This is a genomic window from Mycobacterium sp. IS-836 (genome assembly GCF_001954275.1).
Taxonomy (GTDB): domain Bacteria; phylum Actinomycetota; class Actinomycetes; order Mycobacteriales; family Mycobacteriaceae; genus Mycobacterium.
This window is the reverse complement of the sequence record NZ_MBEU01000068.1, coordinates 99,855-120,010: the sequence shown is the minus strand read 5'-3', so window position 1 is coordinate 120,010 and position 20,156 is coordinate 99,855. Positions and strand designations below refer to the sequence as shown.

Here is a 20,156-nt window from a genome sequence, read left to right as displayed (position 1 = left end):
CGCCTCACACCTGATACTCGGCGAGCAATCGCTTGCTGATGATGGACTTCTGGATCTCGCTGGTTCCTTCGCCGATGAGCAGGAACGGCGCATCGCGCATCAGCCGCTCGATCTCGTATTCCTTGGAATAGCCGTAGCCGCCGTGAATCCGGAAGCTCTGCTGCGTGACCTCCGAACAGTATTCGCTGGCAAGGTATTTGGCCATGCCGGCGGCGACGTCGTTGCGTTCTCCCGAGTCCTTCAGCCGCGCCGCGTTGACCATCATCAGGTGTGCGGCTTCGACTTTGGTCGCCATCTCGGCCAGCTGGAACGCGATGGCCTGGTGCTCGGCGATCGGCTTGCCGAAGGTATGGCGTTGCTGCGCGTAACGTACGGCGAGTTCGAAGGCGCGGATTCCGATGCCGCAGGCTCGTGCCGACACGTTGACCCGGCCGACCTCGATGCCGTCCATCATCTGGAAAAATCCCTGCCCCGGTGTGCCACCGAGAATGTCGTCGGCGCTCGCCCGGTAGCCGTCGAAGATGAGCTCGGTGGTTTCGATGCCCTTGTAGCCGAGTTTGTCGATCTTGCCGGGAATCGTCAGGCCCGGCACGACTTCACCAAAACCGACGGGTTTCTCGACAAGAAACGCGGTCAGGTTACGGTGTGGCTTGTCCGAACCTTCGTCGGTGCGCACCAGCACGGCCACGAGTGTCGACGTCGCGCCGTTGGTCAGCCACATCTTCTGGCCGTCGATGCTGTAGGTGCCGTCGGAATTCCGCTTGGCCCGGGTGCGGATCGCGGCCACGTCGGAGCCCAGCTCGGGCTCCGACATCGAGAACGCGCCGCGGGATTCGCCGATCGCCATGCGCGGCAGGAACCGTTGCTTCTGCTCGTCGGTGGCGTGCTGACGCAGCATGTACGCCACGATGAAGTGGGTGTTGAGCACCCCGGACACGCTCATCCAACCGCGTGCCAGCTCCTCGACGCAGAGCGCGTATGTGAGCAGCGACTCCCCCAGGCCGCCGTACTCCTGCGGAATCATCAGTCCGAACAGACCCATCTCGCGCATCTGGTCGACGATTTCCTGTGGGTAGGTGTCGGCGCGCTCGAGTTCCGGCGCGTTGGGAATGACTTCCTTGTCGACGAATTGCCGTACGGTAGCGATGATTTCGGTCTGAAATTCCGTCAGGCCGAGCGTTTGCGCGAGTCTGGTCATGGGCTGTCGTTCCCTATCGTGTTGGTGCTTGTCAAGCGCTCGATTTCGGCCGGGGTCAGTCCCAGGCGCTGCGCGAGCAGGTCGGGGGTGTCTTGCCCCAGGGTGGGCGCGGGCGCGCTGGCGGGATGGGTGCCGTCGAACGACACCGGCAAGCCGGGGGCGAAATAGTCCCCGACACCGGGTTGATGCAGCCGCGAAAAAAGCGGATTTGCGGTCACTTTGGGGTGTTCCGCGGCCTCCGCGAACGTGCGGTATCGCTCGAACAGGACGGTGGTGTTCGACAATGCCGCGGTGATCTCCTCGGCCGTGTGCTCGGCGAACCAGGTGGCGAACAGGCCGGAGAGCGCGTCACGGTACCGATAGCGGTCCCCTTCGGCGGCGAAGTCCACACCGAGCGCCCCGGCGAGCGCCGACACCGCGGCGCCGGTGCCCGTCGCATCGACCAGATCGCGAAAGTGCCTGCCGGTCAACGTGACAACCATGAATGCCACATCGTCACGGCTGGTGAAGTCCTGGCCGTATTGGCCGTAGATGGCATTGCCCAATCGCGGGCGTTGGGTCCCGTTGACCTGCGGCTCGGTCAGCAGTCCCAGATTTCCCGCGGTGGCCAGCGCGACGTCCTCGAGCGCCAGGCTGACGCGCGCACCCGTCCCGGACTGCTCGCGGCGCCGGACGGCGGTGACGACGGCCAGTGCGGCGTACAGGCCGCAGCACACATCCCAGGCGGGCAGCACATGATTGATCGGACCGGCATGATTGGCGGGTCCGGTCACCAGCGGGAATCCGAGACCGGCGTTCACGGTGTAGTCCACTCCGGTGGAGCCGTCGCCACGCCCGACGAGCTGCACGTGGATCACGTCGGAACGCTTGGCGGACAGCTGATCATGGCTCAGCCAGGACAAGCCCGCGGCATTGGTGACGACGATGCCGTCGCCCTCGACGATCAGCCGCTGGACCAGCTCTTGGCCTTCGGCCGAGCGCAGATCGATGGTGGCCGAACGTTTTCCCTTGTTCAATCCGGTCCAGTAGATCGACGTGCCATCCGCCGCCAGCGGCCATCGCTGGACGTCGGAGGCGCCGCCGATCGGATCGATGCGGATCACCTGCGCGCCAAGCTGGCCCAGCGTCATGCCGCACAGCGGTGCGGCGACGAAGCTGGACACCTCGACCACGGTCAGGCCGCTCAGCGGCAACTCGCTCACGTCGAAGCGACCCGTTCGAAGACCGCGGCAAGCCCCTGGCCGCCGCCGATGCACATGGTCTCTAACCCGTAGCGCGCCTCCTGGCGATGCAGTTCACGCGCCAGCGATGCCAGCATCCTGCCGCCGGTGGCGCCGACCGGGTGACCCAGTGAGATGCCCGACCCGTGCAGATTGGTTCGGTCGTGGTCGGCCGAGCCGAAATTCCATTCGCGCATCACCGCAAGCGCTTGTGCGGCAAAGGCTTCGTTGAGTTCGATGACGTCGATGTCGGACAGTTGCAGGCCCGCCTTGCCGAGCGCAACGTCGGTCGCGGGCACCGGGCCGATGCCCATGACGTTCGGCGCCACGCCCGCCAGCCCCCACGACACCATGCGGACCAATGGCCTCAGCCCATATTCTGCGGCCTTCTCGCGCGTGGTCACCACGCACATCGATGCCGCGTCGTTCTGTCCGCTGGAATTGCCGGCGGTGACCGTCGCATCCGGATCTTCGGCCAGCAGAACGGGTTTGAGCTTGCTCAGCGACTCGACCGATGTGTCGGCGCGTGGATGCTCATCGGTGTCGATGAGTTCCTCACCGTGCCGACTGCGGACCGCGACAGGGATGATCTCCTCCGCGAAGACGCCGTCCTTTTGCGCCGCCACGGCACGCTGGTGTGAGCGCACCGCGAGCTCGTCTTGCTCCTGGCGCGAAATGCCGTACTGGCGACGCAGGTTCTCGGCGGTTTCCAGCATTCCGCCCGGAACGGGGTGGTACCTGCCACCGGCCGTGGTGCGTCCCCGAGCCAGCCCGTCGTGCACACGAATACCCCCGCGCGCCCCACCCCACCGCATGTCGGTGGAATAGAACGCGACATTGCTCATGCTTTCGCATCCGCCGGCAACGACGAGATCGTGGTCACCGTTGGCCACCTGCAGACACGCTTGGATCACCGCCTGCAGGCCGGACCCACAGCGACGGTCGACCTGCATGCCGGGAACCGTCACGGGCAGACCGGAATCCAATGCCACCACTCGCCCGATCGCGGGCGCCTCGCTGCTCGGATAACAATGTCCGAGGATGACGTCGTGTACGGCCTCCGGCGCAAGACCGGTTCGCTCGAGTAGTCCTTTGAGCGCGGCGACACCGAGATCGACCGCGGTCTGCGACTTGAACATTCCGCCGTAACGGCCGATCGGCGTCCGTACCGGCTCACAAATAACCGCTTCACGCATGGCTATCCTTTCGCGGCAGAGTTCAGATGTGCCGACCGCCGGTGACTTCCATGACGGTGCCGGTCATGTACGAGGAGAGATCGGAGGCCAGGAACAAGGCGACGCTGGCGACCTCGCTGGGCTCCCCCGCCCGGCCCATTGGCACCTCGGCCTCCTTCTGGTCCCAAATGCGTTGCGGCATAGCCTCTGTCATGGCCGAGCGAATCAAGCCGGGCGCGATGACGTTCACCCGGACTCCCAGATAGGCGAGTTCCTTCGCGGCGGCCTTGGTCATCCCGACGATCCCGGCCTTGGCCGCGGAGTAGTTGGTCTGGCCGATCATGCCGACCTTGCCGGACACCGACGACATGTTGATGATCGCGCCGCGCTTGTTTTCCCGCATGATCGCCGCCGCCAGGCGGATGCCGTTCCAGGTCCCTTTGAGGTGCACGTCGATGACCTGATCGAATTGTTCTTCGGTCATCTTGCGCATCGTCGCGTCGCGGGTGATCCCGGCGTTGTTGACCATGATGTCGAGGCCGCCGAAGCGCTCGACCGCGGTCTGGATGAGGCCCTCGACATCGGCCGCTCGAGTGACATCGCACCGGACCGCCAGGGCAACGTCGTCACCGCCCAGCTGCTTGGCGGCGGTTTCGGTCGCCTCGAGATTCACGTCTCCGAGCACGACGCGCGCGCCTTCGGCGACGAATCGCTCCGCGATAGCGAAACCGAGACCCTGTGCACCACCCGTGACCACCGCGGCCTGACCGCTGAGCAACGACACTGAAGACCACTCATCCTTAATCGCGTTCTTGCTCCCAGGGGGACCCCTGAGTTCCGAATATCATATTTCATATAGGATCCTGTGCTGGGAGCTGGGGTACCTAATTCGAGGAAAGGAGCGTCTGCGCATGACCGTCGCGGGAGTCCACGAAGAGCCCGAAGTCTCTGACGAGGACTTCCAGGCGATCCTTGAGGCGACCCGTCACTTCGTCCGCACCGCGGTGATCCCGCGCGAGCAGGAGATCCTGACCGACGATCGGGTGCCCGACGATCTGCGCGAGCAGGCCAAGACGATGGGTTTGTTCGGGTACGCCATTCCTCAGCGGTGGGGCGGCCTTGGCCTCAACCTTGTCCAAGACGTCGAGCTGGCAATGGAATTGGGCTACACCTCGCTGGCGGTGCGGTCGATGTTCGGCACCAACAACGGCATCGCCGGGCAGGTTCTCGTCGGCTTCGGCACCGACGAGCAGAAGAAGCGCTGGCTCGAGCCAATGGCGTCGGGCGACGTCGTCGCCTCCTTCGCGCTGACCGAGCCCGGCGCCGGATCGAACCCCGCCGGCCTGCGAACCAAGGCCGTTTGTGACGGCGGTGGTTGGGTGATCACCGGACAGAAGCGCTTCATCACCAACGCGCCCGTGGCCAATCTGTTCGTCGTGTTCGCGCGCACCCGCCCGGCCGACGACCAAGGCCCGGGGATCGCCGTCTTCCTGGTTCCCGCGGATGCCGCGGGCGTCGAAGTCGGCGCCAAGGACGCCAAGATGGGCCAAGAAGGCGCGTGGACCGCCGATGTCAGCTTCGACGACGTCCGACTGGGCGCCGACGCGCTGATCGGCGGCAGCGAAGACATCGGCTATCGGGCGGCGATGACCTCTTTGGCGCGCGGCCGCGTGCACATCGCCGCGATCGCGGTGGGAGCCGCGCAACGCGCTCTCGACGAATCGGTTTCCTATGCCGCCACCGCGACGCAGGGCGGGACGTCGATCGGAGACTTCCAGTTGGTGCAGGCGATGATCGCCGACCAGCAGACCGGGGTGCTGGCCGGTCGGGCGCTGGTCCGCGACGCGGCCCGGATGTGGATCACCAACGGCGACCGCCGGGTCGCGCCGTCGGCGGCGAAGTTGTTCTGCACCGAAATGGCCGGCAAGGTAGCGGATCTCGCGGTGCAGATTCACGGTGGCAGCGGCTACATGCATGGCGTGCCCGTCGAAAGGATCTACCGCGACGTGCGACTGCTGCGGCTCTATGAGGGCACCAGCGAGATTCAGCGGCTGATCATCGGGTCGAACCTTGTCAAGGCGGCGCAGCGATGAGAAGCAGACTCGAAGGCAAGGTTGCGTTCATCACCGGGGCCGCGCGCGGGCAAGGGCGGGCGCACGCCGTTCGGATGGCTCAGGAGGGTGCCGACATCATCGCCGTCGACATCGCTGGCAAGCTCCCGTCCTGCGTTCCCTACCCGCCGGCGACCGAGGAGGACCTCGCCGAAACGGTTCGGCTGGTTGAAGAAACGGGCCGCCGGATTGTGACGTCGGTCGTTGACACTCGCGATTTTGACGGGCTCCGCAAGGCGGTCGACGACGGGGTCGCCGCACTGGGGCGCCTGGACATCATCGTGGCCAACGCCGGGATCGCGGCCCCGCAGGCCTGGAACGACATCACGCCCGAATCCTTTCGCGACGTGATGGACGTCAACGTGCTGGGCACCTGGAACACCGTGATGGCCGGCGCGGACAAGATCATCGAGGGTGGTCGCGGTGGCTCGATCATCCTGATCAGTTCGGCGGCCGGGGCCAAAATGCAGCCGTTCATGGTGCACTACACCGCCAGCAAGCACGCCGTCACCGGGCTGGCCCGCGCCTTCGCCGCCGAATTGGGCAAGCATTCGATCCGGGTCAACAGCGTTCATCCGGGTCCGGTGAACACCCCGATGGGATCCATCGAAATGGTGGAGGCGATAGGCAAGGCCATGGAAACCAATCCGCAGCTGAACCACGTCCTCACCCCGTTTCTGCCTGACTGGGTCGCCGAGCCGGAAGAGATCGCCGACGCCGTGTGCTGGCTGGCCAGCGACGAGTCGCGGAAAGTCACCGCGGCGCAGATTCGGGTAGACCAGGGCTCCACGCAGTACTGATTGCCGGCCGCGCTCAGATCAGCGCAGCAATTCCAGCGTCCCGAGGTCGCGGATTGCTTGGCAGCCGCGACTGAGCATCGCCAGCACCATGTCGTCGCCGCGCTCGGTGGCGGCCGCGAACGCGAACCCCAGGGCCGAGATCAGCGGCGCCTGCAGCACGCCGAGCCGGTAGTCCCGCCAACATGTTTCGCGGTCGTAGTCGGCGACCCCGCAACCCGTTAACGCCCGGTGGTAGTCGGCGACGAGCTCTCCCTCGATGCTGGCGCGCAGTCGCGAATTCAGGCTTGTCGCGGTGAAGTAGGCGAGATCCCTGGCCGGCAGGCCCACGCCGAGCGTCTGCCAGTCGACCACGCTGACGCGCGTACGGTCCGGATCGAACAGCATGTTGTCCAGGCGATAGTCCCCGTGCAACAGGGCAAACCGGTCGTACTCGGCCAGCAGCCACGGTTCCACCAAACCCATTGCGGTGCGGAATGTTTCGCGGTCTTCCGCACTCATTCGATCGCCCAGCTTCTCGATAGTGATGTCGGCGCTCATCCGCGCCACCTCGCCCATGCCGCCGGCGCCGGCCTCGTCCGGGCGCCCAAATGCGATGCCCGGAAAATCCAGCCAGGCCGGGTCGCACCAGCTGGGTGCGTGCAGGCCGGCCAGCGCGTTTGCCGCGAGTCGCGCTTCTTGTTCACCGCAGCCGGCGAGCTGGTCACCCTGAACCGCCGGCGCTTGATCGGCCAGCAGCAAGGCGAAATCCATTGCATCATCCGTGATCTCGCAGTAGAAGCACCGCGGCGTCGGCACCTGCACCCGATCGGCCACGGACGAGTAGAACGCGCACTCGCTGCGATAACCGATGACGACCCGGTCGCGCACGGTGTCGTCCTGGGCCGGCAGCTTGATCACATAGGTCTGCGGCAGATCACCCGGATCCGTCGCGTAGCGGGCCGTCACCCGGTAGGTCGCGCCGGTCTGGCCGGTGCCGATCGCAACAACGTCGACGTGCGACACTTCGACAGTCGGGTGGCGTTCGCGAAGCACGGCCGACAGCCACTCGGGCGTGACGTCGCCGGGATACCGCGGAATGGACACCACAGCACTCATGGGCAGCACGCCTCCGTACCGAGACCGTCGATGGACGGCTCAACTGTAAGGCATACGGCAAGGGCAGCGGTCGGGAGCCGCTCCAGTCAGCGCGGATCCGCGGTTGGGGGGCCTCCGGCGACGCCGGCGTCCGTCTTGTCTCCACGGCGGGTGCCCATCGCTCGCCCGGCGTTCCAGTAGGCCTGGGCGTGTATCGCGGACTTGCGAAGTCCGAATTCGTCACGCAGCCGCCTCCGGACGTGTTTGAGGGTGGCGGCCTCGGGCGTCGCCCACACATACCAGCCCGACCAGTCGCGGCCCTCGATCGCCTCGGCCAACGACCTCTCGTCGCGGCGCGCGACCCAATGCACTTGCAGCCGAGGGTGCTTCGCCAGCGGGATCAGCCCGTCGTTGTCGTCGTGCCGCTCGAGGTACATCTCGATCGGGACATCGTCTGGGACGGTTTCGACGATCCCATTCATCCCCGGGATCGATGCCGAATCCCCGATCAGTAGGTAGCCGGTGGGCGCCTCGTCGGGAACACCGAAACGCGACGAGCCCATCAGGCACATGACTGCGATCGTCGTGCCGGGTTTGACGGATCTCGCCCACAACGACGCCGGGCCGGCCGGTTCGTGCAGCACGACGTCGACCGCGAATCGGCCCGTCGCGACGTCGGCCTCGGAGATCGTGTAGGCGCGCTGGAACTCGGTGTTTGACCCGTCCGGGTCGGGAAACCAGAACCGCAACCACGCCGCGGGTTCAGCCTTTGCGTCCTCGAACAGCGTCGGCGACTCCATCCGCACCCGCACGAAATGCGGTGCGATGCGGACGGTTTCGATTACCGTTGCGGCGTGGTCGCGGGCACCCAAACCCCGCAAGATCACACCCTGCAATCCGCGCCCCATCAGCGGCCCTCTCCTGTGACGGCGCGTGCGCCGCCGATTCGGCTAGTAGTTGCCCTCACAAACTAAGGGTTGCCTAACCAAAGGTCAACTCAAGGGTTTGGTGAGAGGGGGCTAGCGACTGCGCGGCGCGCGCGGGTTTGGGTCGATTGCCAGGTCTGCTTCGGACTCTTTGCGCTTCGTCTCGGCCATCTTGCGGTCCTCGGCGGCGGCTTCGCGATGCCGGTCCGCGGACCTGCGGTGCAGGTCTGTGTGCGAGACGCCTCGGTCGACCGACATGTCTTGCACGCTGGCGAGCCGTTCGTGCTGGCGCGCCGATTCCTCGATGCTCCGGGCGGCGGAGAGCCCCGCGTGGGCGGCGCGTCCGCGAGCCTCCGCGACTCTGCGTTCCGCGGCCGCCACGTCTTGCGCGGAGACGGCTTCTTCGGAGGGCTCTCGTCCGGTCGCCATGGCGTCTTCCTTTGGTGCGATTCATCGCGGTTACCCGCGGAAGGCGCGACAAAACCAGAAAGTGTGCGGGCGGAGGGAGTCGAACCCTCATGCTCTTTCGAGCACCGGCACCTAAAGCCGGCGCGTATACCGTTTCGCCACGCCCGCGGAACCCCGCGATCTTATCGCTTGCTTGTCAGTGGTGCGGCCTAGCTTGGCCGTAACCGACGAAGGGCTTTCGATGCGGCCGGCTGAGGAGTTCGAGATGGCTGGGCGCCTCATCGCGGCTGGTGTAAATGACTGCGCGATCGCGCGTCAACTTGGCGTGCCGCGACCGACGGTGCGCGATTGGAGATGCCGACCACAAGCCCGGCGACGGCTGCCGAGCGGCTCCGGCTGCGGCGTCTCTCATGACTTCTCGGAACTCCCGGCGGCCGCGTATTGCTATGTCCTCGGCCTGTACCTCGGCGATGGCTGCATCTCACGTCATTCCCGGGCTTGGCGTCTGCGCATCACTCTCGACAGGAAGTACTCCGGCATCATCGAACGCTGTCGCGAGGCAATCGACACGCTGATGCCAGCACAGCGCGCATCCGTGGAAAAGCAACCGAAGGGATGTGTAGTGGTCTCGCTCTACTCCAAACACTGGCCGTGCCTACTTCCTCAGCACGGTCCCGGGAGGAAGCGCCTAAGGCCCATTCAGCTGGAGCCGTGGCAGAAAATTCTCGTCAACCAAGCCACTGAGGAATTCATTCGCGGCCTGATCGACAGCGACGGGTGCCGTGTGGTAGCCAACGATCGCGGCGTCCGAAGCGTCCGCTATCACTTCTCGAACCGATCAGACGACATTCGAGGGTTGTTCACCGGTGCGCTCGACGACCTCGCAATTCCGTGGACGCGGCCCAGCAAGTACGTCATCGCCATCTACCGCAAAGCGGCCGTGGCGCGCCTCGACGAATTCGTCGGGCCCAAGTCGTGAGCGGTACCTTCAAGGGGTGTCCACTACACGTCGTCGCAGGCCCGCGCTGATCATTCTGGTGATCGTCGCGGCCTGCGGCTGCCTGGCCCTGGGCTGGTGGCAGTGGACCAGGTTTCAGTCCGCCTCAGGTACCTTCCAAAACCTCGGGTATGCGCTGCAGTGGCCGCTGTTCGCATGGTTCTGCGTCTACGCCTACCGCAAGTTCGTGCGCTACGAGGAGGAGCCACCGGAGCCGCGCAAGGACGGCGCCATCACCGAGATACCCGCCGGGCTGCTGCCCGAGCGCCCCAAGCCCACACAGCAAGCACCCGACGACCCCGCGCTGCGGGAGTACAACGCCTATCTGGCAGAGCTCGCCAAGAACGACTCCGAAAAGCAGAACAGGACAACCGCATGACCACACCCGAGACACCCGGTGCGCCGGCCTTCCCCGTCGAGAAGATCCGCACCGCGCTCTTCGGTTACCGGATCATGGCGTGGACGACGGGTGTCTGGCTGATCGCGCTGTGCTACGAAATCGTCTCGCATCTTGTGTTCCACCATGAGATCCGGTGGATCGAAGTGGTGCACGGCTGGGTGTATTTCGTCTACGTGCTGGCGGCGTTCAATCTGGCGGTCAAGGTCCGCTGGCCGATCGCCAAGACCATCGGCGTGCTGCTGTCCGGCACCATCCCCCTGCTCGGGATCATCGTCGAGCACTTCCAGACTAAGGACGTCAAGGCGCGCTTCGGGATTTAAGGCTCGAGCGTGAGCTACTGTCACGCTCGACGCCGAACGTGACGCTGCAGTCACGTTGGCTCGGCTAGCGCCCGCAGCGCGGGCACCAACAACGCCAGCGCGCGACCGCGATGCGAAACCGCATCCTTCTCGGCGGGACTGAGTTGCGCTGCGGTGCGGTCGCTTCCGTCGGGAAGGAAGACCGGGTCGTAGCCGAATCCGCCGTCGCCGCGCGGCTCGCGGGCGATGCTGCCGGGCCACTCGCCGCGGACGACGACTTCGCCGGACGACGACACCAGCGCGCAGGCCGACACGAACGCCGCGCTGCGCCGTTCGTCGGGCACGTCGCGCAGCTGCGCTAGTAGCAGCGCGGTGTTGGCGGCGTCGTCGCCGTGTTTACCCGACCAGCGTGCCGACAGCACGCCCGGCATCCCGCGCATCGCGGCCACCTCCAAACCGGAATCGTCGGCCACACTCGCAAAACCGGTCGCGGCGAACGCATCCCGCGCCTTGGCCAACGCATTGTCCTCGAAGGTCGCACCGGTTTCGGGCGCTTCGTCGAACGGCTCCACGTCGTTCAGCGACAGCAGCGTCAATCCCGACAGTCCGGCGCCGTCCAGCACCCGGCGCAGCTCGGCCAGCTTCTTGGGGTTGCGGCTGGCGACCAGCAGGCGGGTCATCATCTTTTCCTAAACATGCGTCTGAACAGTTGCCGATACCCCGGCCACCTTACGGACTGCTAACCGGTGGGTCGGGCGACCTGAATCGCTCAGCAGTGCCGGCACGGCGGACAGCACGCTCGGCAAGGAATAGACAGCGCGACGAAGTCGCTTCGCCAAGAGTGAGCCAAAAACCCGATACCGAGACGCTCAAAGCGCTCAATAACAACATCACCAACGAGTTTCGCACCAACGCCGGCAAGGTTGGCGGGCGATTCGAGGGCAACGAGCTGCTGCTGCTCACTACGAAGGGCGCGAAGTCCGGCGAGCCGCGCGTCGCGCCGCTGGTGGTCTTCCGTATTGACGGCAAGATGCTGATCGTCGCGGGTTATGGTGGCGCCGACGTCAACCCGGGCTGGGTGCACAACCTGCGCGCCGACCCGCGGGCGCGCGTTGAAGTCGCCACCGACTCGTTCGCCGTCGTCGCGCACGAGCTCGACTCGTCCGAACGCCAGGCGATCATTCCCAAAATCAACGAGACCGTACCCGCGTTCGCCTTCGCGAACTACCAGTCAAAAACCACACGCACGATCCCAATATTCGAGCTGCGGAAGGACGAGTCCTGACCGACCGGAAGGGGCCTCGTCTTGGCCACGGTGTCGGCAGTGATAAACCGCGGGGCAGTTAGGCCGAGTTCAGGCTGGCGACCAGTAGGTGGGTCAGCTTCCGAACGCCTTCGGCGGTGGCGGCCCCTCGGGCAACACACCCGGGTACGGCCGCTCCAATGCCTCCCGCTGCGCCGCGAACAAGGTGTCGCAAGCGCCGAGCGCCATGTCGAGCAGCTTGTCCAGCGTCGAGCGAGGAAACGTCGCGCCCTCACCGGTCCCTTGAACCTCGACCAGAGTGCCGGTGTCGGTCGCCACGACATTCATATCGACTTCGGCGCGCGCGTCCTCCTCGTAGGGCAGATCCACCCGAATCCTGCCGTCGACCACGCCAACGGAGACCGCCGCGATGGCGCACGACAGTGGCCGGGGATCGGAGAGCTTCCCGGCCGCCGAAAGATAAGTCACCGCGTCGGCCAGCGCCACGTAGGCACCCGTGATGGCCGCGGTGCGGGTGCCGCCGTCGGCCTGCAACACGTCGCAGTCGACGGCAATCGTGTTCTCCCCCAACGCCGCCAGGTCGATGCAGGCCCGCAGCGACCGGCCGACCAGCCGACTGATCTCCTGGGTACGCCCGGACAGGCGGCCGCGCACCGATTCACGATCGGAGCGAGTGTGCGTAGCCGACGGCAGCATCGCGTACTCCGCGGTCAGCCACCCGAGGCCCGACCCCTTGCGCCAGCGCGGCACGCCCTCGGTGACGCTGGCGGTGCACATGACTTTGGTGTGACCGAATTCGATCAGGACCGAGCCCGCCGGGTTTTCGGTGAACCCGCGGGTGATGACCACGGGGCGAAGCTCGTCGTCGAGGCGACCGTCTTCTCGTTTGGACACGACGCCAACCCTAACCGGTTGACTCAGACCCTCTCAGAGCGGCGGACATCGAACGTCTCACCGCATACCACCGCATGCACGGGGCCGTCGAACTCGGCCTTGGCCTCGCTGATCACGTCCTCACGCGAAGTCCACGGCGGGATGTGAGTCAGCAGCAGCTCGCGAACACCGGCTTGTGCCGCGGCCCTGCCGGCCTCGGTGCCCGAGAGGTGCAGGGCGGGTGGACGATCGTGCGCGTGCGTCCACGAGGCCTCGCAAAGGAAGACGTCGGCGTCGCGGGCGAGCTCGATGAGCTGATCGCACGTACCCGTGTCACCGCTGTAGACGAACGAGGCACCGCTGGGATCGGTCACCCGCAAGCCGTAGGACTCGGTCGGATGAGCCACCACCCGCGGTGTCACGGTGAGCGCGCCGAATGTCACCGGCTCGCCGTCGACCCAGTGGTGGACGTCGAAGATGTCGGAGCAATCGTCGATCTCCCCGCCATAGGGTGACGACGCGGCCCCCAACCGTGACCATGTGTCGCTGGGGCCGTACAGCAAAGCCTTGCCGAGCGGGCGCGACGGGTGGTAGCGGCGCCACACGAACAACCCCGGCATGTCCAGACAGTGGTCGGCGTGCAGATGGGATAAGAGCACATGCACCGAGCCGGGATCCATATATCGCTGTAGCGCGCCGAGGACACCCCCGCCGAAGTCGAGGACCAACGGCGGGGTATCCGGAGCCCGAAGCAGATAACCCGATGCAGGCGAATCCGGACCGACCACGCTGCCCGAGCAGCCGAGCACGGTTATTCGCACGGACACTACTGTGCCATGCCCGATCGCAGCGTGGAGAAAACATTGCCGCATTAGTGTGATCAGAATCTCCCCGCGCGCTTGCGCAGCTAAGCCGCGCTAGTCGATACGGGAGCGGCGTACGGGTTGGACACCGGTCACCGCGGGACCCAGGAACCGCGCGGCCAGTTTGGTGAAAGCCTCGGGGTCGCCGGTCGACTCGAACACCCGGGTGGCTGGCGCCGCGTCATGCGGCCGCAGCAGGTCCCGCTCGGTGAGCACCCGCAGCACTTCCTTGGCGGTTTCCTCGGCACTCGAAACCAGCGTGACGTTCTCGCCCATCGCCAGCTGGATCAGCCCGGACAGCAGCGGATAGTGCGTGCATCCCAGCACCAGGGTGTCGACCTGCGCGCGCTGCAAGGGCTCCAGGTAGCCCTCGGCCAGCCCGAGCACCTGGCGCCCGCTGGTGACGCCGCGCTCGACGAAGTCGACGAACCGCGGGCAGGCCACCGCGGTGATCTCGGTATCGCGGGCGGCGGCGAACGCGTCCTGGTAGGCGTGCGAGGCGATGGTCGCCTGAGTGCCGATGACGCCGATGCGGCCGTTGCGGGTGGCGGTCACCGCGCGGCGCACCGCGGGCAGGATCACCTCGACGACCGGCACGTCGTAGCGCTCGCGGGCGTCCCGCAGGCACGCCGCGGACGCCGTGTTGCACGCGATCACCAGGGCCTTGACGCCGCGGTCGACGAGATCGTCGCCGATGGCCAGCGCGTGCGCTCTTACCTCAGGGATGGTGAGCGGGCCGTAGGGACCGTTGCCGGTGTCGCCGACGTAGATCATGTCCTCGTCGGGCAGCTGGTCGATGATGGCCCGCGCGACGGTCAGACCCCCGACGCCGGAGTCGAAGACCCCGACGGGCGCTAATGGCGAACTCATGTCTTGGGGCGCCGCGAACCGGCTTTCCTCGAGGCGCGGGCCTTACGCTCCGGACCCGACAGGACGTAGGCCGCCAGGATTCCGGCCAGCGCACCACACAGATGACCCTGCCACGACACACCGCCGCATTTGTCGAGCACCGGCACGGCGCTGACCAAGATGCCGCCGTACGCGAAGAGCACCACCAAACCGGTGACGATGTCCCAGAATCTGCGCACGAATATGCCGAAGACCAGCAAGAACGTTAGCCAGCCGAAGATCAGGCCGGAGGCCCCGATGTGGTCGGACTCGAAACGACAGCCGCCCCAGTTGCCGATCAGCCAGGTGCCGAAGCCGCCGACGATCCACACAATCGCGGTGGCCCACACGAACCGGGACAGGCCGGCGAGCGTCATCAGGAAACCGAGCACCAACGCCGGCACGGTGTTGGCCAACAGGTGCGTCCAGCTCGCGTGCAGGAACGGCGCCCAGATGATGCCCCACAGCCCGTCGGCTTCCAGGGGCCTGATGCCGTTGCGGTCCAGCGAGTGGTGCATCAGCTGATCGATCAGCTCGATGACGTACAGCAAAGCCACGAACGTGACGATCGTGGCACCGCCCACCATCCAGTCGGGCCGCTTCTTGGAACCCCTCGCCGGTGTTCGGTTCCCGGCGGGGCCGGTCATGCCCATAGCTGCCCTTCCAGAGCGTTTTCGGCATCGTCCAGGCTACCGGCATAGGCGCCGGTGGACAGATACTTCCAGCCGGCGTCGGCCACCACGAAGGCGATGTCGGCGCGCGCTCCCTCGTTGAGCGCCTTTCGCGCGATGCCCAGCGCCGCATGCAGCACCGCTCCGGTCGAGATGCCCGCAAAGATTCCTTCGAAGTCCACCAGCTCGCGGGTGCGACGGATCGCGTCGGCCGTGCCGACCGAGTAGCGGGTGGTCAGTACGTCGGGGTCATAGAGTTCGGGCACAAATCCCTCGTCGATGTTGCGCAGCGCATACACGCCCTCGCCGTAGCGGGGTTCGGCGGCCACGATCTTGACGTCGGGCACGCGCTCGCGCAGGAACCGCCCGGTGCCCATCAGCGTGCCGGTGGTGCCCAGGCCGGCGACGAAGTGAGTGATCTCAGGTAGATCGGCCAGCAACTCGGGCCCGGTGCCGCGGTAATGCGAATCGGTGTTGGCGGGGTTGCCGTACTGATAGAGCATCACCCACGACGGGTTGGCCGCGGCCAGCTCCTTGGCGGTCGCCACCGCGGTGTTCGACCCGCCCTCGGCCGGCGAGAAGATGATCCGCGCGCCGTAGAGCTCGAGCAGCTGACGCCGTTCGACGGACGTGTTCTCCGGCATCACGCAGATCAGCTGGTAGCCCTTGAGCCGGGCCGCCATCGCCAGCGAGATACCGGTGTTGCCGCTGGTGGGCTCGAGGATCGTCGCGCCGGGCGCAAGTAGCCCGTCCTCTTCGGCCTGTTCGATCATCCGCAGCGCCGGGCGGTCTTTGATCGAGCCGGTCGGATTCCGGTCCTCGAGCTTGGCCCACAGCCGCACATGCGGCCCGTCCGGCCCGTCGTTCCAGCGCGGTGAGAGCCGCGACAGGCCGACCAGCGGCGTGTTGCCCAGGGCGGCCAGCAGCGAGTCGTAACGCGTCATGCGCCCCGCTTACCCGCCCGCCACCGCGGGCAGGATGGTCACCGAGTCGCCGTCGGCGACCGTGGTGTCCAGGCCGCCGGAGAAGCGCACGTCCTCGTCGTTGACGTAGATGTTCACGAAGCGGTGCAGCTTGCCTGGATTGTCGGAATCGATCAGCCGCTCGGAGATGCCGGAGTAGTTGGCCTCCAGGTCGCTGATGATCGCGCCCAGCGTGTCACCGCTCGCCGAGACGCGCTTCTCGCCGCCGGTGTGCGGCCGGAGGATGGTCGGGATGGACACGGTGACGCTCATGCGGGCCTTTCTCGAACTGTGTTCAGTACTGCTCGACGATATCGACAGGTTCTTCGGTGACGACGCCGTCGACGATGCGATAGCTGCGCAGCTCGTGGCGGTCGGGATCGCGGGTGGACACCAGCACGTAGTGCGCGTCCGGCTCGGCGGCAAGCTTCACATCGGTGCGGCTCGGGTAGGCCTCGGTCGCGGTGTGCGAGTGATAGATGACGACCGGAACCTCGTCGGCATCGTCCATCGCCCGCCACACCTTCAGCTGTTCTTGCGCGTCGAAGCGATAAAACGTCGGCGAGCGTTCGGCGTTGACCATCGCGATATGCCGCTCCGGACGGTCGGCGCCGTCCGGGCCGGCCAGCACCCCGCACGCCTCGTCGGGGTGGTCGCGACGCGCGTGGGCGACCATGGCGTCCACCAGGTCGGCACGGATCACCAGCACGTCAATCTTTCCCTTCCCCCTGCGGGCCGAACGCTCCGGGCAACATGTCGCGGTAGGTGGGTATTCCGGCCACCGACTCCGCGGCCAGGACCCCGACCAGCACGGCCCGCGCCAGGCAGTCGGCCGCGGCCGCGCCCACCTCGGTGGTCAGCGCGGTCTCCGGAGAAAATGCGGCGGGCGGTGGTTTCGAGCCGACCGCCGGCGCCACCTCGATGGCCCCGGTGGCCAGTGCGAACACGGTGTCGCCGTCCAGCGGTGTGTGTGCCGGCCGGATGGTGCGGGCCAGACCGTCGTGGGCGGCGATCGCGACACGCCGGCAGGCCGCCGGAGTCAGCGCAGCGTCGGTGGCCACCACCGCGATCGTGGTATTCAGCGGCCTCAACGGCGACGGCAGCCGGGCGAACGCGTCGATCTGCTCGGCCGGCGGCGGCCGCAGCGCGAACTCCTCGGCCAGGGCCGCCATCCACGGCAGGCCCGTGGCCCGGTCGACGACGTCGCCAGCGGAGTTCACCGCGACCAGCGCGCCGACCGTCACGCCGGACGGCAGCGTCGTCGAGGCGGTCCCGATGCCGCCCTTGAGCACACCGGCGCGGGCCCCGACCCCGGCGCCGACCGTCCCGACGAGCACCCCTTCATCGCTCGCGGCAAGCGCCGCTTGATAGCCGAAGTCCGCGTCCGGCCGGCGATCCCAGCCCCCGACCGGCAGGTCGAAGATCACCGCCGACGGCACGATAGGCACCACGCCGCCCTCCATCGCCACACCGCGCTCGTGCTCCTCCAGCCAGCGCATGACGCCGTCGGCGGCGGCCAGGCCGTAGGCGCTGCCACCGGCGAGCAACACCGCGTCGACGAACCGCACGGTGTTGACCGGATCCAGCAGATCGGTCTCGCGGGTGCCGGGCGCGCCACCGCGGCAATCAACGCCGCCGACCGTCCCGGGTGGGGTCAACAGGACGCTCACCCCGCATGCCCAACCGGCGCCCATGGACGCGTCGGGGTCCAGTCGCTGGTAATGACCGACGCGGATTCCCCCGACGTCGGTGATCATTGGCGCCCCATCAGCACCAGGACCAGGTATTCCTGCAAGACGGTCAGCCACTGATACACGTCGTAATGCGCGGCCAACGGATGATCCGATGGCAGGCGGTCCGGGCCCTGGGGCCCGATTTCGAGCAGGACGCCCAGAGTCAGCCGAATGTCGTTGACTGCCGCGATCCACGCGTTGGCGCCGTCCTCGGTCAGTTCGAACCGGCCGCCTTCGGCCGGCAGCGTGTCCAACAACTCCTGTGCGGCAACACGTTTGGCGTTGATTATCGCCGGCTCGTGCAGGCTGCGCAGCGCGGCGTTGAGACCTTCGGATTTATCGGGCGCGGGGTCGTCCTCGTCGGATTTGTAGAAATCGGGCAGCAGCCGCCGCAGCGTCGACTCCCGCGGCGGTTCGGAGTTTCCGGTCTTGATACCGGTGATCTCCTCGAGTTCGTCTGCCGGCGAGGAAGATTCGCGCTCGTCGAGCAAACCGATCATCGCGGTGACGAGGTTCTTGAGCAGGTCCGCCTCATGCGGAGCCAAGGCGGACCGAAAACGGGGACCGTTTGCGGTCTCGACGCGCTTCCATTTGCGCACGCGGAATCCCGGGTGCCCTCGAATCTCAGCGGTCCTGCTGCATCGTCGCCCACAACCCGGCGGCGTGCAGTTTGGACACGTCGACTTCCATGGACTCCCGGCTACCCGCGGACACCACCGCCTTGCCTTCGTTGTGCACCTGCAGCATCAGTTTGGTGGCATGCGGCTCGCTGTAGCCGAACAACTTCTGGAAAACATACGTCACGTAGGTCATCAGGTTGACCGGGTCGTCCCACACGATGGTGACCCAGGGACTGGCCGTGACGTGGACCGGAGCGGACTCGCGTTGTCCGGTAGTGCCAGGCTTGGTGGGTGCTGACGCAACAACCATGGCCTCCAGGATACCGAGAGACGGCTCCCCCGCAGCCAGCCGTTACCTTTACGGAATGAACGACCCGGCCCTCGCTGGGCTGCTAACCGACAAATACGAGTTGACCATGCTGGCCGCGGCGCTGCGCGACGGCACCGCGCATCGCCAGACCACGTTCGAACTGTTCGCCCGCCGCCTGCCCGAGGGTCGCCGCTACGGTGTGGTCGCCGGCACCGGCCGGCTGCTGGAAGTGTTGCCGCAGTTCAGGTTTGACGACGACGCGTGTCAGCTGCTGGCGCAATTCCTGGACGCCGACACGCTGCGCTACCTCCGCGATTTCCGCTTCGGTGGCGATATCGACGGCTACGCCGAAGGCGAGCTGTACTTCCCCGGTTCGCCGGTGTTATCCGTGAGCGGCAGCTTCGCCGAATGCGTGGTGCTCGAAACCCTGGCGCTGTCGATCTTCAACCACGACACCGCGATCGCATCCGCGGCGGCGCGAATGGTCAGCGCCGCGCAGGACCGACCGCTGATCGAGATGGGATCACGGCGAACCCACGAACGCGCCGCGGTGGCAGCGGCGCGCGCCGCCTACATCGCCGGGTTCACCGCGACGTCCAACCTGGAAGCCGAACGGCGATACGGGATCCCCACCGAGGGCACCGCCGCGCACGCCTTCACCATGGTGCACACCCGGCGCGACGGGCCCGACGAAGTCGCCGCATTTCGTGCCCAGGTCGACGCGCTGGGCGCGCAAACCACGCTGCTGGTGGACACCTATGACGTGACGACCGGCGTCGCCAATGCCGTGGCCGCCGCCGGCGCCGAGCTGGGCGGGGTGCGCCTGGACTCCGGTGAGCTGGGCGTGCTGGCGCGCCAGGTGCGCGAGCAGCTCGACCAGCTGGGCGCGACCCGGACCAGCATCGTGGTGTCCGGCGACCTCGACGAGTTCTCCATCGCCGCGTTGCGTGCCGAGCCGGTGGACAGCTACGGCGTCGGCACGTCACTGGTCACCGGCTCGGGCGCGCCCACCGCGAGCATGGTCTACAAGTTGGTCGAAGTGGATGGCATGCCGGTCCACAAGCGCAGCGCCCACAAGGAATCCGACGGAGGCCACAAAGACGCGCTGCGGCGCTGCCGCCCCACCGGCACGATCACCGAGGAGGTGCTGTATCCGGCCGGCAGTCCGCCGGAAGCCACCGAGCCGTTCCGGGTGCTGACGGTCCCGCTGGTGCGCGGCGGGGAGGCCGTGACCGAAACGGGGCCCGGGGCGCTGGCCGCCGCCCGAAACCTGGTGGCGTCCGGGCTGCACAGCCTGCCGTGGGAGGGACTGAAACTGGCCCACGGCGAACCGGCGATCCCGACCGTGCGGGTCGGCTTCTGAG

The 20,156-nt window shown here is 66.8% G+C and carries 24 protein-coding genes, 1 tRNA gene and 1 pseudogene; 7 read left to right on the top strand and 19 right to left on the bottom strand.

Annotated elements, in window-relative coordinates; all coding sequences use genetic code 11:
• Positions 1 to 4 precede the first annotated feature (4 nt).
• The 4 genes from A5747_RS19015 to fabG all read right to left on the bottom strand — a co-directional run bounded on the left by A5747_RS19015 (position 5) and on the right by fabG (position 4,398).
• Positions 5 to 1,198, bottom strand: coding sequence for an acyl-CoA dehydrogenase family protein (locus A5747_RS19015; RefSeq protein ID WP_076127084.1), 1,194 nt, complete (start codon positions 1,196 to 1,198; stop codon positions 5 to 7).
• Positions 1,195 to 2,328 (bottom strand): CoA transferase, encoded by a 1,134-nt coding sequence (locus A5747_RS19010; RefSeq protein WP_233148089.1) that lies wholly within the window; start codon positions 2,326 to 2,328, stop codon positions 1,195 to 1,197. Before A5747_RS19010 ends, A5747_RS19015 begins: the two co-directional genes overlap by 4 nt.
• Positions 2,329 to 2,396: 68 nt before the next feature.
• Positions 2,397 to 3,614 carry an acetyl-CoA C-acetyltransferase gene (locus tag A5747_RS19005; protein ID WP_076127081.1) on the bottom strand — a complete coding sequence of 406 codons (1,218 nt, stop codon included), beginning with the start codon at positions 3,612 to 3,614 and terminating at the stop codon, positions 2,397 to 2,399.
• Between the two features lie 22 nt (positions 3,615 to 3,636).
• The gene (gene fabG, locus A5747_RS19000; RefSeq protein WP_076127079.1) at positions 3,637 to 4,398 is read right to left on the bottom strand and encodes a 3-oxoacyl-ACP reductase FabG; all 762 of its coding nucleotides are present in this window, start codon (positions 4,396 to 4,398) and stop codon (positions 3,637 to 3,639) included.
• A 106-nt stretch (positions 4,399 to 4,504) separates the two neighbouring features.
• On the opposite strand from fabG, the gene A5747_RS18995 reads away from it, so the two are divergent.
• Both A5747_RS18995 and A5747_RS18990 read left to right on the top strand, forming a co-directional pair.
• Complete coding sequence (locus A5747_RS18995; protein ID WP_076127077.1) at positions 4,505 to 5,686, top strand: acyl-CoA dehydrogenase family protein; 1,182 nt, start codon at positions 4,505 to 4,507, stop codon at positions 5,684 to 5,686.
• Positions 5,683 to 6,504 (top strand): mycofactocin-coupled SDR family oxidoreductase, encoded by an 822-nt coding sequence (locus A5747_RS18990; protein WP_076127075.1) that lies wholly within the window; start codon positions 5,683 to 5,685, stop codon positions 6,502 to 6,504. The genes A5747_RS18995 and A5747_RS18990 overlap by 4 nt, the downstream gene beginning before the upstream one ends.
• 18 nt (positions 6,505 to 6,522) lie before the next feature.
• Here A5747_RS18990 and A5747_RS18985 read toward each other — a convergent pair whose 3' ends face one another.
• The 4 genes and pseudogenes from A5747_RS18985 to A5747_RS18970 form a co-directional block, all read right to left on the bottom strand.
• Positions 6,523 to 7,599: a phosphotransferase family protein gene (locus A5747_RS18985; protein ID WP_076127073.1), complete on the bottom strand. Its 1,077-nt coding sequence runs from the start codon at positions 7,597 to 7,599 to the stop codon at positions 6,523 to 6,525.
• Between the two features lie 143 nt (positions 7,600 to 7,742).
• Positions 7,743 to 8,486: pseudogene (locus tag A5747_RS18980) on the bottom strand (siderophore-interacting protein); the annotation flags it as partial.
• A 111-nt stretch (positions 8,487 to 8,597) separates the two neighbouring features.
• Positions 8,598 to 8,933: a hypothetical protein gene (locus A5747_RS18975; protein WP_076127072.1), complete on the bottom strand. Its 336-nt coding sequence runs from the start codon at positions 8,931 to 8,933 to the stop codon at positions 8,598 to 8,600.
• 64 nt (positions 8,934 to 8,997) lie between these two features.
• Positions 8,998 to 9,080, bottom strand: a tRNA-Leu gene (locus A5747_RS18970).
• A 97-nt stretch (positions 9,081 to 9,177) separates the two neighbouring features.
• On the opposite strand from A5747_RS18970, the gene A5747_RS18965 reads away from it, so the two are divergent.
• Genes A5747_RS18965 through A5747_RS18955 form a run of 3 tightly spaced genes read left to right on the top strand, consistent with a single transcriptional unit; the run spans position 9,178 to position 10,629 of the window.
• Positions 9,178 to 9,891, top strand: coding sequence for a helix-turn-helix domain-containing protein (locus A5747_RS18965; protein WP_233148085.1), 714 nt, complete (start codon positions 9,178 to 9,180; stop codon positions 9,889 to 9,891).
• Between the two features lie 16 nt (positions 9,892 to 9,907).
• Positions 9,908 to 10,288: a hypothetical protein gene (locus tag A5747_RS18960; protein WP_076127070.1), complete on the top strand. Its 381-nt coding sequence runs from the start codon at positions 9,908 to 9,910 to the stop codon at positions 10,286 to 10,288.
• Positions 10,285 to 10,629: a DUF3817 domain-containing protein gene (locus A5747_RS18955; protein WP_076127068.1), complete on the top strand. Its 345-nt coding sequence runs from the start codon at positions 10,285 to 10,287 to the stop codon at positions 10,627 to 10,629. Before A5747_RS18960 ends, A5747_RS18955 begins: the two co-directional genes overlap by 4 nt.
• Before the next feature lie 50 nt (positions 10,630 to 10,679).
• Here A5747_RS18955 and rdgB read toward each other — a convergent pair whose 3' ends face one another.
• The gene (rdgB, locus tag A5747_RS18950; RefSeq protein WP_233148084.1) at positions 10,680 to 11,291 is read right to left on the bottom strand and encodes an RdgB/HAM1 family non-canonical purine NTP pyrophosphatase; all 612 of its coding nucleotides are present in this window, start codon (positions 11,289 to 11,291) and stop codon (positions 10,680 to 10,682) included.
• A gap of 158 nt (positions 11,292 to 11,449) precedes the next feature.
• On the opposite strand from rdgB, the gene A5747_RS18945 reads away from it, so the two are divergent.
• The gene (locus tag A5747_RS18945) at positions 11,450 to 11,893 is read left to right on the top strand and encodes a nitroreductase family deazaflavin-dependent oxidoreductase (protein WP_076127066.1); all 444 of its coding nucleotides are present in this window, start codon (positions 11,450 to 11,452) and stop codon (positions 11,891 to 11,893) included.
• Positions 11,894 to 11,986: 93 nt separating this feature from the next.
• Here A5747_RS18945 and rph read toward each other — a convergent pair whose 3' ends face one another.
• From rph to clpS, 10 genes are all read right to left on the bottom strand, one after another.
• A complete protein-coding gene (rph, locus tag A5747_RS18940) occupies positions 11,987 to 12,766 on the bottom strand; it encodes a ribonuclease PH (RefSeq protein ID WP_076060335.1) in 780 nt (259 codons plus the stop codon).
• A 23-nt stretch (positions 12,767 to 12,789) separates the two neighbouring features.
• A complete protein-coding gene (locus A5747_RS18935; RefSeq protein WP_076127064.1) occupies positions 12,790 to 13,572 on the bottom strand; it encodes a cyclic nucleotide-degrading phosphodiesterase in 783 nt (260 codons plus the stop codon).
• A gap of 90 nt (positions 13,573 to 13,662) precedes the next feature.
• Positions 13,663 to 14,478: a glutamate racemase gene (gene murI / locus A5747_RS18930; RefSeq protein ID WP_076127062.1), complete on the bottom strand. Its 816-nt coding sequence runs from the start codon at positions 14,476 to 14,478 to the stop codon at positions 13,663 to 13,665.
• Entirely contained in the window at positions 14,475 to 15,149 is a 675-nt protein-coding gene (locus A5747_RS18925) for a rhomboid family intramembrane serine protease (protein WP_076127060.1), read from the bottom strand. The genes murI and A5747_RS18925 overlap by 4 nt, the downstream gene beginning before the upstream one ends.
• Complete coding sequence (locus tag A5747_RS18920; RefSeq protein WP_076127059.1) at positions 15,140 to 16,111, bottom strand: cysteine synthase; 972 nt, start codon at positions 16,109 to 16,111, stop codon at positions 15,140 to 15,142. Before A5747_RS18920 ends, A5747_RS18925 begins: the two co-directional genes overlap by 10 nt.
• A gap of 9 nt (positions 16,112 to 16,120) precedes the next feature.
• Positions 16,121 to 16,402: a MoaD/ThiS family protein gene (locus A5747_RS18915; RefSeq protein ID WP_076060329.1), complete on the bottom strand. Its 282-nt coding sequence runs from the start codon at positions 16,400 to 16,402 to the stop codon at positions 16,121 to 16,123.
• Positions 16,403 to 16,424: 22 nt separating this feature from the next.
• Positions 16,425 to 16,838: a Mov34/MPN/PAD-1 family protein gene (locus A5747_RS18910; RefSeq protein WP_076127057.1), complete on the bottom strand. Its 414-nt coding sequence runs from the start codon at positions 16,836 to 16,838 to the stop codon at positions 16,425 to 16,427.
• A 1-nt stretch (position 16,839) separates the two neighbouring features.
• The gene (locus tag A5747_RS18905) at positions 16,840 to 17,886 is read right to left on the bottom strand and encodes a P1 family peptidase (protein WP_076127055.1); all 1,047 of its coding nucleotides are present in this window, start codon (positions 17,884 to 17,886) and stop codon (positions 16,840 to 16,842) included.
• Positions 17,883 to 18,461: a DUF2017 domain-containing protein gene (locus A5747_RS18900; protein ID WP_076127053.1), complete on the bottom strand. Its 579-nt coding sequence runs from the start codon at positions 18,459 to 18,461 to the stop codon at positions 17,883 to 17,885. Before A5747_RS18900 ends, A5747_RS18905 begins: the two co-directional genes overlap by 4 nt.
• Before the next feature lie 25 nt (positions 18,462 to 18,486).
• Positions 18,487 to 18,792 (bottom strand): ATP-dependent Clp protease adapter ClpS, encoded by a 306-nt coding sequence (gene clpS / locus A5747_RS18895; protein WP_076127052.1) that lies wholly within the window; start codon positions 18,790 to 18,792, stop codon positions 18,487 to 18,489.
• On the opposite strand from clpS, the gene A5747_RS18890 reads away from it, so the two are divergent.
• On the top strand, positions 18,791 to 20,155 hold the full coding sequence (locus tag A5747_RS18890) for a nicotinate phosphoribosyltransferase (RefSeq protein ID WP_369805141.1): 1,365 nt from the start codon (positions 18,791 to 18,793) through the stop codon (positions 20,153 to 20,155). The two genes, clpS and A5747_RS18890, sit on opposite strands and share 2 nt — an antisense overlap.
• The last annotated feature ends 1 nt before the right edge of the window (position 20,156 follow it).

Coding starts and splice junctions, on each gene's coding strand:
- A5747_RS19015 (WP_076127084.1), bottom strand. CDS start 1,198: ATGACCAGACTCGCGCAAACGCTCGGCCTGACGGAATTTCAGACCGAA.
- A5747_RS19010 (WP_233148089.1), bottom strand. CDS start 2,328: ATGACGCTGGGCCAGCTTGGCGCGCAGGTGATCCGCATCGATCCGATC.
- A5747_RS19005 (WP_076127081.1), bottom strand. CDS start 3,614: ATGCGTGAAGCGGTTATTTGTGAGCCGGTACGGACGCCGATCGGCCGT.
- A5747_RS18995 (WP_076127077.1), top strand. CDS start 4,505: ATGACCGTCGCGGGAGTCCACGAAGAGCCCGAAGTCTCTGACGAGGAC.
- A5747_RS18990 (WP_076127075.1), top strand. CDS start 5,683: ATGAGAAGCAGACTCGAAGGCAAGGTTGCGTTCATCACCGGGGCCGCG.
- A5747_RS18985 (WP_076127073.1), bottom strand. CDS start 7,599: ATGAGTGCTGTGGTGTCCATTCCGCGGTATCCCGGCGACGTCACGCCC.
- A5747_RS18975 (WP_076127072.1), bottom strand. CDS start 8,933: ATGGCGACCGGACGAGAGCCCTCCGAAGAAGCCGTCTCCGCGCAAGAC.
- A5747_RS18965 (WP_233148085.1), top strand. CDS start 9,178: ATGGCTGGGCGCCTCATCGCGGCTGGTGTAAATGACTGCGCGATCGCG.
- A5747_RS18955 (WP_076127068.1), top strand. CDS start 10,285: ATGACCACACCCGAGACACCCGGTGCGCCGGCCTTCCCCGTCGAGAAG.
- rdgB (WP_233148084.1), bottom strand. CDS start 11,291: ATGATGACCCGCCTGCTGGTCGCCAGCCGCAACCCCAAGAAGCTGGCC.
- murI (WP_076127062.1), bottom strand. CDS start 14,478: ATGAGTTCGCCATTAGCGCCCGTCGGGGTCTTCGACTCCGGCGTCGGG.
- A5747_RS18925 (WP_076127060.1), bottom strand. CDS start 15,149: ATGGGCATGACCGGCCCCGCCGGGAACCGAACACCGGCGAGGGGTTCC.
- A5747_RS18920 (WP_076127059.1), bottom strand. CDS start 16,111: ATGACGCGTTACGACTCGCTGCTGGCCGCCCTGGGCAACACGCCGCTG.
- A5747_RS18915 (WP_076060329.1), bottom strand. CDS start 16,402: ATGAGCGTCACCGTGTCCATCCCGACCATCCTCCGGCCGCACACCGGC.
- A5747_RS18905 (WP_076127055.1), bottom strand. CDS start 17,886: ATGATCACCGACGTCGGGGGAATCCGCGTCGGTCATTACCAGCGACTG.
- A5747_RS18890 (WP_369805141.1), top strand. CDS start 18,791: ATGGCCTCCAGGATACCGAGAGACGGCTCCCCCGCAGCCAGCCGTTAC.
- clpS (WP_076127052.1), bottom strand. CDS start 18,792: ATGGTTGTTGCGTCAGCACCCACCAAGCCTGGCACTACCGGACAACGC.